The sequence below is a fragment of the Pantoea sp. NGS-ED-1003 genome (genome assembly GCF_000738765.1).
Classification (GTDB): Bacteria; Pseudomonadota; Gammaproteobacteria; order Enterobacterales; family Enterobacteriaceae; genus Pantoea; species Pantoea septica.
In genome coordinates this window covers 260,746-271,858 of record NZ_JPQA01000008.1, presented here as the reverse complement: position 1 = coordinate 271,858, position 11,113 = coordinate 260,746, and the positions used below count along the sequence as shown (strand labels likewise).

Genomic DNA, 11,113 nt, shown 5'->3' with positions numbered 1-11,113 from the left:
CGCAGCAGCAGCGTAAAAGATTCGTTCCGTGCACAAGAATTTGCCTGGCGGCCTTAGCGCGGCGGTCCCACCTGACCCCATGCCGAACTCAGAAGTGAAACGCCGTAGCGCCGATGGTAGTGTGGGGCCTCCCCATGCGAGAGTAGGGAACTGCCAGGCATCCAAATTGGTATCCACCCGCGAGGGTGACACCGGTTATCAGCGAGACCCCGCTGGTAGCAGCAGTATTCGGTGGTGCGGTAGTTCAGTCGGTTAGAATACCGGCCTGTCACGCCGGGGGTCGCGGGTTCGAGTCCCGTCCGCACCGCCACCCTCTTTAGGGGCGTAGTTCAATTGGTAGAGCACCGGTCTCCAAAACCGGGTGTTGGGGGTTCGAGTCCCTCCGCCCCTGCCAGAAAAAAGAATCCTTTGCTTCGGCAAAGGATTTTTTTTGCTTTTTATTCGGCAAAAAGATCAAAAAAAGGCCGACAACGTCAGCCTCTTCGCCATTTATGCCTGCTATGTCAGCGCGCCAGTACCGGAAACTTAAGCAGCTGCCGAATATGCGCCTGCTGATCGCTGTTCTGTAGCCACACAGCATATAAAGGACGTACCGCAACTGGCGTATCGGGGATCACCATAAGATCGCTGTACAGGCTATGCCAGTAGTCTGGCAAAAAGGCGCAGGCGCCCGTGGTATAAAGCAGCTCGCGCGTCACGTGCGCCGAGGTGGTGGTTAGCACCGGAACATCATCGCCGCCTGACAAATAGCTTTCATGCTGATGAAAGTCCGCACCCCATTCCAGCTTGATATAATCGTACTTCTCTCGCTTCTCTGTTTTACGCGCCCGAAACAGCGCCAGAGAGATATGGCCGATCTGCTGGCTGGTCAGCTCATCCATTTTCGGCGCTTCGGTAGTGATCAGCAGATCCAGCTGGCGCTCATGAAGCTGCTTAACCAGAAGATGCCTCTGCGCCACGCGTGCTTCAAGATGCAGGCTCTCCCGATTCTCATACAGGGTTTGCAGCCACGGCGTCAGGTAGGCCTCCCAGAGCGACGCGCTGGCCCCTATCGACAGCTCGTGGTGCTGCTGCGTATGCGAAACCTCTTTTTTCGCCATCATCCATGTGCTCATCAGGCTTTCCGCGTAGGGCAGCAGGCGCTCTCCCGCCGACGTCAGCCGTATGTTATTGCGATGACGAGTAAAAAGGTTAACGCCCAGCTGATTCTCCAGCTGACGGATGCGAAAGCTGACGGCGGACTGTGTGAGGTAAAGTGCTTCCGCAGCCCGCCCAAAATGGCGAGTTCTGCTCACTTCCAGGAAAGTTTTCAGTAATTCCGTATCCACAGCTTTCTCCCAAAAAATGTTTGTCGTATAGATTTAAATGTTTTGTTTTACACTCTGTCAAGCCTATCTAATACTCCGCGCCATTAATAGCTCGGCCATAAGAGAATCAGGAGCGTGTAAGATGGCGGAAAGCTTCTCAACCACAAATCGTTTCTTTGATAACAAACATTATCCGCGCGGTTTCTCGCGGCATGGTGATTTCACCATTAAAGAAGCCCAATTGCTGGAACGTCATGGTTTCGCTTTTAATGAACTCGATTTAGCAAAGCGTGAGCCGACTACGGAAGAAGAGCGTCTTTTCTTAGAAGTATGTCGTGGTCTGCGTGAGCCGCAAACTGAAGCTGAGCGCGTATGGTCTAAATACACCACTCGCATTAAGCGCCCGAAACGTTTTCATACGCTCTCAGGCGGCAAGCCGCAGATGGATACGGTTGAAGACTACAGCGACAGCGATGACTAAACAAAATGGGGCAATCAGCCCCATTTTTTATTCCAGGCTGCGGTGAAGATGAATCATTAGCCGGTCGATGCTGCGATACGCAACCGCCTCCTGCAGATGTTTTCGTAAAATCCTCTCTTCACCCGTCAGATCGGCAATCGTCCGCGCCACCTTTAAAATGCGCTGCCATGCCCGCACGGATAATCCCAGCTGATTCAGCACCTCTTCGAGCCATTCCGCATCCTCTCTGGCGATATCGCACCACATCTTGATGTCGACGTTACTCATATGCGCATTAATCTTGCCGGCACGCGCCATTTGCAGCGCACGCGCCTTCATCACCCGCTCACCGACGCTGGCTGAACTCTCGCCCGCCTCGGGACGCTGGCTCAGCGTCCCGCTCGGCAGCAGCGGCACCTCAATCGACAGGTCGAAGCGATCGAGAAAAGGCCCGGAGAGTTTGCTCAGATAACGCAGCACCTGCTGCGGCGAGCAGCGGTTATGCTGCCCCTGATAGTGGCCGGTCGGGCTTGGGTTCATGGCGGCAATCAGCTGAAAGCGCGCCGGATAGGTCACTTTCGCGCGGGCGCGGGAAATGGCGATTTCGCCAGACTCGATAGGCTCCCGCAGCGCATCCAGCACGCGCCGGTCAAATTCCGGCAGCTCATCCAGAAACAGCACGCCGTTATGCGCCAGCGAAATCTCTCAAGGCCGGGGCAGCGACCCGCCGCCGATAAGCGCATAAAGCGACGCGCTATGATGAGGCGAGCGAAAAGGGCGCTTACGCCAGGCTTTTTGCAGGCGGACCTTATCTACCAGGCTGGCGATAGCGGCGCACTCTAGCGCTTCTGCGTCGCTGAGCGGCGGCATAATGCCGGGCAGACGCGTAGCCAGCATGGTCTTGCCTGTGCCGGGAGGGCCAATCAGCAGCAGGTTATGACCGCCCGCTGCGGTAATCTCCAGCGCCCGACGTCCCTGCTCCTGACCAATGATATCGCTCAGGTCTTCCGTCGATTCTTCAGACCGATCCTGCTGATAATGGGCGCGCGCAAGCTCGCCCTGATTTTGCAGCCAGGCGCAGACTTCCAGCAGATGGGCGGCGACCAGCGTATCGCCATGCTGGATCAGGCCAACATCCGGCTGATTCTCCGAAGAGAGGATCAGCTGCCGTCCGGCCCGCATCGCCGCCATTGCGGCCGGAATCGCCCCCTGAACGCCGCAGAGCGCGCCGTTGAGCGCAAGCTCGCCCACAAACTCATGCTGCGCCAGTTTCGCCTCAGGAAGCTGTTCAGACGCGACGAGAATCGCGAGCGCCATCGGCAGATCGTAACGTCCGCCCTCTTTAGGCAGGTCAGCGGGCGCCAGATTGATGGTGATGCGCTTTGCCGGAAAGCTGAAGCCGCTATTAATAATGGCGCTGCGCACCCGTTCGCGCGCCTCTTTCACCGTGGTTTCAGGCAAACCGACCAGCGTCAGCGCGGGCAGGCCGCTGCTGATATGCGCTTCTATGGTGACCAGCGGTGCTTCTACGCCTATCGCCGCTCGGGTAAGAACTCTGGACAATGTCATAACCGCTCCTTAACGGGGCGATTATGGCGAGGCCGAAAGGCGACAGCGAGAGCCAGGAATCCATCTTTCGGCAGAGTCCGCAGCAAAGCGGCGAGAGATTCACCCGAAAACATTTTTTCTGGAGCTGCTTAACAAAGTGCGGGCTTAATTATTGCGTCACGGACGTGATGAATATTTGTCACGAATGAAATAAGCGTTTATTTACAGTCTGATATCTGATTATCGACGCCAGGGTCATAAAAAAACAGATGGAAAAAGTTGTCATCGCACCGCTAACTGTGATAACTCTGTAGGTATTACTTCGAACAAACGAAAAAACAGACAACAGATGAAAGCCCTTCTACAAGTGATTAGCCTAGTCGTGATTAGCGTGGTGGTGATTATTAACCCACCGTGCGGGGCTACGCTTGGAGAAAGAAAGGCTTAAAAATCAAGCCTGGAATTCGAAAAACCCCCGCACCGAAAGGTCCGGGGGTTTTTTTTCGACCAGAGCAAATATCAGCGGATTACCGAGGAGCAAACAATGAGCAGTAGCATAAAATTCTGTTGTTCCCCTAAGGATACAGGAGAATAACCATGACAGGTGCACAGTGGGTAGTTCAGGCTTTACGCGCGCAGGGTGTCGACACCGTATTTGGCTATCCTGGCGGCGCCATCATGCCAGTGTACGATGCGCTCTACGATGGCGGCGTGGAACACCTACTGTGTCGTCATGAACAAGGCGCAGTAGTCGCGGCGATCGGCTATGCCCGCGCGACCGGAAAAACGGGCGTCTGCATTGCGACCTCGGGCCCTGGTGCGACAAACTTAATCACCGGCCTGGCCGACGCGATGATGGATTCGGTGCCGGTAGTGGCGATTACCGGTCAGGTTTCGTCGGCGTTTATCGGCACCGACGCCTTTCAGGAGATCGACGTGCTGGGCCTGTCGCTGGCCTGCACCAAACACAGCTTTTTGGTTGAGTCGCTGGATGAGCTGCCTTCCGTCATGGCGGAAGCCTTCGCTATCGCCCAGTCAGGCCGTCCTGGACCGGTGCTGGTCGATATCCCTAAAGATATTCAAATCGCCAGCGGCGAGCTGACTCCGCATCTGCTGCCGGTCGAAGAGACGTTCGCCCATTCAGCGCAGCATATCGAAGCGGCGCGCGCGCTGATGGCGCAGTCGCATAAGCCGATGCTCTATATCGGCGGCGGCGTCGGTATGGCGCAGGCGGTGCCTGCGCTGCGCGCCATGGCGCAGGAGACCGGTATTCCCATGGTCGCCACGCTGAAAGGTCTCGGCAGCGCCGATAGCGAAAGCGAGGTTTATCTCGGCATGCTGGGCATGCACGGCACCAAAGCCGCCAACCTGGCGGTGCAGTCCTGCGATTTGCTGATTGCCGTCGGCGCGCGCTTCGACGATCGCGTCACCGGCAAACTCGACACTTTCGCGCCGCACGCCAGCGTCATTCACATCGATATCGACCCTGCCGAACTGAATAAACTGCGCCGCGCGCACGTTTCGCTGCAGGGCGACATGAATCAGATCCTGCCCGCGCTGAGCATGCCGATGCAGATCGCCGGCTGGCGCGAAGAGGTGAAGGCGATGAAAGCGGAATTCAGCTGGCGCTACGATCATCCCGGCGAAGCGATCTACGCGCCGCTGCTGCTGAAACAGCTTTCCGATCGCAAACCCGCCAGCGCCGTCGTCACCACCGACGTCGGCCAGCACCAGATGTGGACCGCGCAGCATATGAACTTCAACGCGCCGGAAAATTTCATCACCTCCAGCGGCCTGGGCACCATGGGCTTCGGCTTGCCCGCCGCAGTCGGCGCGCAGGTCGCCCGTCCCGACGACACCGTGATTTGCGTATCGGGCGACGGCTCGATCATGATGAATATCCAGGAGCTGGGCACCATCAAACGTAAAAAACTGCCGGTGAAAATCCTGCTGCTCGATAACCAGCGCCTCGGCATGGTTCGCCAGTGGCAGCAGCTCTTTTTCGACGGCCGCTACAGCGAAACTATTCTGACCGACAACCCCGATTTTCTGACGCTGGCCAGCGCTTTTGATATACCAGGCCAGCGTATTAGCCGTAAAGACGAGGTCGACGCCGCCCTTGATGCTCTGCTGAACAGCGAAGGTTCTTACTTCCTGCATGTTGCGATTGATGAGCATGAAAACGTCTGGCCACTGGTGCCGCCTGGCGCCAGCAACGCAAACATGATGGAGAAAACCGTATGAACCAGCACCAATTGTCTATCGAAGCTCGCTTTCGCCCTGAAATATTGGAGCGCATTTTACGCGTCGTCCGCCATCGCGGTTTCCAGGTCTGCGCCATGAACATGGGCGCGGCGGCCAACAGCGAGAACATTAATATCGAAATGACCGTTGCCAGCCAGCGTTCAGTCGATTTACTGTCTTCGCAGTTAAGCAAATTAATGGATGTCGCTAATGTCGAAATCCAGCAACAAACATCACAACAAATCCACGCCTGGTCGTGAAAGGAAATAATAATGAGCACGAAGAAAGCTGACTTTATTTGGTTCAATGGGGAGATGGTTAAGTGGGAAGACGCCAAGGTCAGCGTCATGTCTCACGCGCTGCACTATGGTACTTCTGTGTTTGAAGGCGTGCGCTGCTACGACTCGCACAAAGGCCCGGTCGTCTTCCGCCACCGTGAACACATGCAGCGTCTGCACGACTCGGCGAAAATTTATCGTTTCCCGTTGAAATACAGCGTAGAAGAGCTGATGGAAGCGACGCGTAAAGTGCTGCGTGACAACAACCTGAAAAGCGCCTATATCCGTCCGCTGGCCTTTGTTGGCGACGTCGGCCTGGGCGTAAACCCGCCGGACGGCTACACCACTGACGTCATCATCGCCGCCTTCCCGTGGGGCGCGTACCTGGGCGCCGAGGCGCTGGAAAACGGCATTAACGCCATGGTTTCCTCATGGAACCGCGTGGCACCGAACACCCTGCCGACCGCCGCGAAAGCGGGCGGCAACTATCTCTCCTCGCTGCTGGTGGGCAGCGAAGCGCGTCGTCACGGCTATCAGGAAGGCATCGCGCTGGATACCAACGGCTATATCTCTGAAGGCGCAGGCGAAAACCTGTTCGAAGTAAAAGACGGCATTCTTTTTACCCCGCCGTTTACCTCTTCCGCGCTGCCGGGCATTACCCGCGACGCCATCATCAAGCTGGCGCAGGATATGGGCATTGAAGTACGCGAGCAGGTGCTGTCGCGCGAATCGCTCTACCTGGCTGATGAGATCTTCATGTCCGGCACCGCCGCAGAAATCACGCCGGTACGCAGCGTTGACGGCATTCAGGTCGGTGAAGGCAAACGCGGCCCGGTAACCGAAAAAATCCAGAAAGCCTTCTTCGGTCTGTTCACTGGCGAAACCGAAGACAAATACGGCTGGCTGGATCAGGTTAACCCATAACAAGAGCGTCACGCGGGCGCAGCTGTGCCCGCGTCATTTACAGACTGGAGTAAACAGAGCATGCCTAAGTACCGTTCCGCCACCACCACGCATGGCCGCAACATGGCGGGTGCCCGTGCCCTGTGGCGCGCCACAGGAATGACCGACGCCGATTTCGGCAAACCGATTATCGCCGTGGTCAACTCATTCACCCAATTCGTGCCGGGCCACGTTCACCTGCGCGATCTCGGCAAGCTGGTCGCCGAGCAGATCGAAGCGGCGGGCGGCGTGGCGAAAGAGTTCAACACCATTGCGGTGGATGACGGTATCGCCATGGGCCATGGCGGCATGCTCTATTCGCTGCCGTCGCGCGAGCTGATCGCCGACTCGGTGGAATATATGGTTAACGCGCACTGCGCCGACGCCATGGTCTGCATCTCCAACTGCGACAAAATTACGCCGGGAATGCTGATGGCGTCGCTGCGCCTCAATATTCCGGTGATCTTCGTTTCCGGCGGTCCGATGGAAGCGGGGAAAACCAAGCTCTCCGATAAGATCATCAAACTTGACCTGGTCGACGCGATGATTCAGGGCGCCAACCCGAACGTGAGCGATGCCGACAGCGAGCAGATCGAACGCTCCGCCTGTCCGACCTGCGGCTCCTGTTCCGGCATGTTCACCGCCAACTCGATGAACTGCCTGACCGAAGCGCTGGGCCTGTCGCAGCCGGGCAACGGCTCGCTGCTGGCGACCCACGCCGACCGCAAAGAGCTGTTTATCAACGCGGGCAAGCGCATCGTGAGCTTGACCAAACGCTATTACGAGCAGGATGACGAGAACATGCTGCCGCGTAACATCGCCACCAAAGCGGCGTTTGAAAACGCCATGACGCTCGATATCGCCATGGGCGGCTCCACCAACACCGTGCTGCACCTGCTGGCCGCCGCACAAGAGGGCGAAATCGACTTCAATATTTCTGACATCGACCGCCTGTCGCGCAAGGTGCCTCAGCTCTGCAAAGTGGCGCCGAGCACCCCGAAATACCATATGGAAGACGTGCATCGCGCAGGCGGCGTGATCGGCATTCTCGGCGAACTGGACCGCGCCGGACTGATCGATACCAGCGCCCGCAACATCCTGCAGCAGACGATGCGCGAGACGCTGGATCAGTACGACATCATGCTGACCAAAGACCAGGCGGTGAAGGATATGTTCCGCGCCGGTCCGGCGGGCATCCGCACCACCCAGGCTTTTTCGCAGGATTGCCGCTGGGACACGCTGGACGACGACCGCGCCGAGGGATGTATTCGCACCCGTGAGCACGCCTATTCGCAGGATGGCGGTCTGGCGGTGCTCTACGGCAACCTCGCCGAAGATGGCTGTATCGTCAAAACGGCCGGCGTAGACAAAGAGATCCTGACCTTTAAAGGCCCGGCGAAAGTCTACGAAAGCCAGGATGACGCGGTCGAGGCGATTCTCGGCGGCAAAGTGGTGGCGGGCGACGTGGTCGTTATCCGCTACGAAGGGCCAAAAGGCGGACCGGGCATGCAGGAGATGCTCTATCCGACCACCTATCTGAAATCGATGGGCCTTGGCAAAAGCTGCGCGCTGATCACCGACGGCCGCTTCTCCGGCGGTACCTCCGGTCTGTCGATCGGCCACGCCTCGCCGGAAGCGGCCAGCGGCGGCACCATCGCGCTGGTTAAAGATGGCGACATGATCGAGATCGATATCCCGAACCGCGGCATCAAACTGGCGGTGCCCGACAACGAACTGCATGCGCGTCGCGAAGAAGAAGAGGCGCGCGGCGACGCGGCCTACACGCCGCACGACCGCGTGCGTCAGGTCTCTTTCGCGCTGCGCGCCTACGCATCGCTCGCCACCAGCGCCGACAAAGGCGCGGTGCGCGACAAGAGCAAGCTGGGAGGCTAACCGATGGCTGAGGCTCAACCGCTACCTGCGTCGCCCTGCGGCGCAGAATATTTGCGCGCCGTGCTGCGCTCGCCCGTGTATGAAGTCGCACAGGTGACGCCGCTGCAAAAAATGGAAAAAATTTCATCGCGTCTCGGCAACACCATTCTGGTGAAGCGCGAGGATCGGCAGCCGGTGCACAGCTTCAAGCTGCGCGGCGCCTACGCGATGATCGCCGGACTAGACGAAGAGCAGAAAGCGCGCGGCGTGGTAACGGCGTCGGCCGGCAACCACGCGCAGGGCGTGGCGCTCTCCGCCAGCCGGCTCGGCATCAAATCGCTGATTGTGATGCCGGTGACCACGGCGGATATCAAGGTGGATGCGGTGCGCGCATTTGGCGGTGAGGCTTATCTCTACGGCGCTAACTTCGACGAGGCGAAAGCCAAAGCGATTGAGCTGGCGGAACAGCAGGGCTACACCTTCGTGCCGCCGTTTGACCATCCGGCGGTGATCGCCGGTCAGGGCACGCTGGCGATGGAGTTGCTGCAGCAGGACGCGCATCTCGATCGCGTTTTCGTGCCGGTCGGCGGCGGCGGCCTGGCGGCGGGCGTGGCGGTGCTGATCAAGCAGCTAATGCCGCAGATCAAGGTGATCGCGGTGGAGTCGGAAGACTCCGCCTGCCTGAAGGCGGCGCTCGACGCGGGCGAGCCGGTGGATCTGCCGCGCGTTGGGCTGTTCGCCGAAGGCGTGGCGGTAAAGCGCATCGGCAGCGAAACCTTTCGCCTGTGCCAGGAGTATCTCGACGACATCATCACCGTCGACAGCGACGCCATCTGCGCGGCGATGAAAGATCTGTTTGAAGACGTGCGCGCGATAGCGGAGCCGTCAGGCGCGCTGGCGCTGGCGGGCATGAAGAAATATATCCAGCAGCACGACATCAAAGGTGAGCGGCTGGCGCATATTCTTTCAGGCGCCAACGTCAACTTCCACGGCTTGCGCTACGTCTCCGAGCGCTGCGAACTGGGCGAGCAGCGTGAAGCGCTGCTGGCGGTGACCATTCCGGAACAGCAGGGCAGCTTCCTGAAGTTCTGCCAGACGCTGGGCGGACGCGCGGTGACTGAATTCAACTATCGCTACGCCGATGCCGACAACGCCTGCATTTTCGTCGGCGTGCGCCTGACGCGCGGGCTGGAGGAGCGCGGCGAGATTATCAGCCAGCTGACGCAGGGCGGCTATCAGGTGGTGGATCTCTCCGACGACGAGATGGCGAAGCTGCACGTGCGCTATATGGTGGGCGGACGCCCGTCGAAGCCGCTGCGCGAGCGCCTGTTCAGCTTCGAATTCCCTGAGGCGCCCGGCGCGCTGCTGAAGTTTCTGCAAACGCTCGGTACGCACTGGAATATTTCGCTATTCCACTACCGCAGCCACGGCACCGACTACGGCCGCGTGCTGGCGGCATTTGAAATCAGCGATAACGAACCGCATTTTGAAAGCTACCTCAACGAGCTGGGCTACGACTGCCACGACGAGGCCAATAACCCGGCGTTCCGCTTCTTCCTCGCCGGACAGTAGCTACAGCAGGTGCCAGAAGGCGTGAATCAGCGGCTCCCCGAGCCGCTTTTTTTGTACGCAGACGCCCAGCTCCAGCGGCGCCACCGACTCCACATTCTCCAGCGTCAGCACGCGATTGCGCACCGGCTCGGGGCTGTTCTCCAGCACCACGTCCGGCAACAGCGCGATGCCGCAGCCGAGCGCCACCATCGATACAATCGCCTCATGCCCGGAAACCGTGGCGTAAATTTGTGGATTCGGGATGCGACGACGCCGAAACCAGAGATCGATGCCGCGCCGCGCCGGACCCTGATCGGGCAGGATAAACGGAATCTGCGCCCAGTCGGGCGACGGCTGTGTCGCCTGGCTGCGCACCGGGCAGGGCAGCGCCGGCGCGATCAGCACCAGCGGGATGAGTCCCAGCGGCGTAAAGTCGATGCTGGCAGGCAGCGACTCGGGCCGCCCGGCGATGGCCAGATCCGCCTCGCCGGACTGCACCATCTCAATGGCGTCGGCGGCGTCGCCGGTGGTCAGCTTGATCTCTACCTGCGGATGCTCGGCGCGGAAGCGATCCAGAATCGGCGGCAGATGACTATAGGCGGCGGTCACCGAGCAGAACAGGCGTAGCTCGCCGCTCAGCGACGGACCGTTAAGATCCATCACGTGGCGCAGCTGCTGATACTGCAGCAGCGTCTGCTGCGCGAACTGGCGCAGGCGTTCGCCTGCCTCCGTCAGGGCAACGGTGCGGTTATCGCGCAGAAACAGCGCGTGTCCCACATCCTCTTCAAGGCGCTGGATCTGACGCGAGAGCGTTGACGGGCTGACGTGCATGGCGCGCGCGGTGCGGCCGAAGTGGCAGCTTTCAGCCAGATGGAGAAACAGCTTCAGATCTCGTAAATCCATACGCCTTA

9 protein-coding genes, 2 tRNA genes, 1 rRNA gene and 1 pseudogene are annotated in these 11,113 nt (G+C 59.1%); 10 read left to right on the top strand and 3 right to left on the bottom strand.

The features are described from left to right. The first annotated feature begins 43 nt into the window (after positions 1–43). The 3 genes from rrf (at position 44) to JS46_RS17280 (ending at position 394) form a co-directional block, all read left to right on the top strand. Positions 44–159, top strand: a 5S ribosomal RNA gene (rrf, locus tag JS46_RS17290). A gap of 74 nt (positions 160–233) precedes the next feature. Then, positions 234–310: transfer RNA gene (locus JS46_RS17285), tRNA-Asp, on the top strand. Positions 311–318: 8 nt separating this feature from the next. Continuing rightward, a tRNA-Trp gene (locus JS46_RS17280) sits at positions 319–394 on the top strand. A gap of 109 nt (positions 395–503) precedes the next feature. Here the strand turns inward: JS46_RS17280 and hdfR are convergent. Then, entirely contained in the window at positions 504–1,328 is an 825-nt protein-coding gene (gene hdfR / locus JS46_RS17275; RefSeq protein WP_033753511.1) for an HTH-type transcriptional regulator HdfR, read from the bottom strand. Positions 1,329–1,449: 121 nt separating this feature from the next. Here hdfR and JS46_RS17270 point away from each other — a divergent pair, with 121 nt between their 5' ends. After that, complete coding sequence (locus JS46_RS17270; RefSeq protein ID WP_033753510.1) at positions 1,450–1,788, top strand: DUF413 domain-containing protein; 339 nt, start codon at positions 1,450–1,452, stop codon at positions 1,786–1,788. Between the two features lie 27 nt (positions 1,789–1,815). On the opposite strand, the pseudogene JS46_RS22945 reads toward JS46_RS17270, so the two are convergent. Continuing rightward, positions 1,816–3,336, bottom strand: a pseudogene (locus JS46_RS22945) (YifB family Mg chelatase-like AAA ATPase). 328 nt (positions 3,337–3,664) lie between these two features. Here JS46_RS22945 and ilvL point away from each other — a divergent pair. The 6 genes from ilvL to ilvA all read left to right on the top strand — a co-directional run bounded on the left by ilvL (position 3,665) and on the right by ilvA (position 10,223). Next, complete coding sequence (gene ilvL, locus JS46_RS23550; protein ID WP_071813600.1) at positions 3,665–3,763, top strand: ilv operon leader peptide; 99 nt, start codon at positions 3,665–3,667, stop codon at positions 3,761–3,763. A gap of 149 nt (positions 3,764–3,912) precedes the next feature. After that, positions 3,913–5,559, top strand: coding sequence for an acetolactate synthase 2 catalytic subunit (gene ilvG / locus JS46_RS17260; protein WP_033753508.1), 1,647 nt, complete (start codon positions 3,913–3,915; stop codon positions 5,557–5,559). Further along, entirely contained in the window at positions 5,556–5,819 is a 264-nt protein-coding gene (gene ilvM, locus JS46_RS17255; protein ID WP_033753506.1) for an acetolactate synthase 2 small subunit, read from the top strand. The genes ilvG and ilvM overlap by 4 nt, the downstream gene beginning before the upstream one ends. Positions 5,820–5,831: 12 nt before the next feature. Further along, positions 5,832–6,761, top strand: a complete 930-nt coding sequence (locus tag JS46_RS17250) for a branched-chain amino acid transaminase (RefSeq protein WP_033753504.1) — start codon at positions 5,832–5,834, stop codon at positions 6,759–6,761. 60 nt (positions 6,762–6,821) lie between these two features. Beyond that, a complete protein-coding gene (gene ilvD / locus JS46_RS17245) occupies positions 6,822–8,672 on the top strand; it encodes a dihydroxy-acid dehydratase (protein WP_033753502.1) in 1,851 nt (616 codons plus the stop codon). A gap of 3 nt (positions 8,673–8,675) precedes the next feature. Then, a complete protein-coding gene (gene ilvA / locus JS46_RS17240) occupies positions 8,676–10,223 on the top strand; it encodes a threonine ammonia-lyase, biosynthetic (protein WP_033753500.1) in 1,548 nt (515 codons plus the stop codon). On the opposite strand, the gene ilvY is transcribed toward ilvA, so the two are convergent. Further along, positions 10,224–11,105, bottom strand: a complete 882-nt coding sequence (ilvY, locus tag JS46_RS17235; protein WP_033753498.1) for an HTH-type transcriptional activator IlvY — start codon at positions 11,103–11,105, stop codon at positions 10,224–10,226. Positions 11,106–11,113: the final 8 nt, after the last annotated feature.

Coding starts and splice junctions, on each gene's coding strand:
- JS46_RS17270 (WP_033753510.1), top strand. CDS start 1,450: ATGGCGGAAAGCTTCTCAACCACAAATCGTTTCTTTGATAACAAACAT.
- ilvL (WP_071813600.1), top strand. CDS start 3,665: ATGAAAGCCCTTCTACAAGTGATTAGCCTAGTCGTGATTAGCGTGGTG.
- ilvG (WP_033753508.1), top strand. CDS start 3,913: ATGACAGGTGCACAGTGGGTAGTTCAGGCTTTACGCGCGCAGGGTGTC.
- ilvM (WP_033753506.1), top strand. CDS start 5,556: ATGAACCAGCACCAATTGTCTATCGAAGCTCGCTTTCGCCCTGAAATA.
- JS46_RS17250 (WP_033753504.1), top strand. CDS start 5,832: ATGAGCACGAAGAAAGCTGACTTTATTTGGTTCAATGGGGAGATGGTT.
- ilvD (WP_033753502.1), top strand. CDS start 6,822: ATGCCTAAGTACCGTTCCGCCACCACCACGCATGGCCGCAACATGGCG.
- ilvA (WP_033753500.1), top strand. CDS start 8,676: ATGGCTGAGGCTCAACCGCTACCTGCGTCGCCCTGCGGCGCAGAATAT.
- ilvY (WP_033753498.1), bottom strand. CDS start 11,105: ATGGATTTACGAGATCTGAAGCTGTTTCTCCATCTGGCTGAAAGCTGC.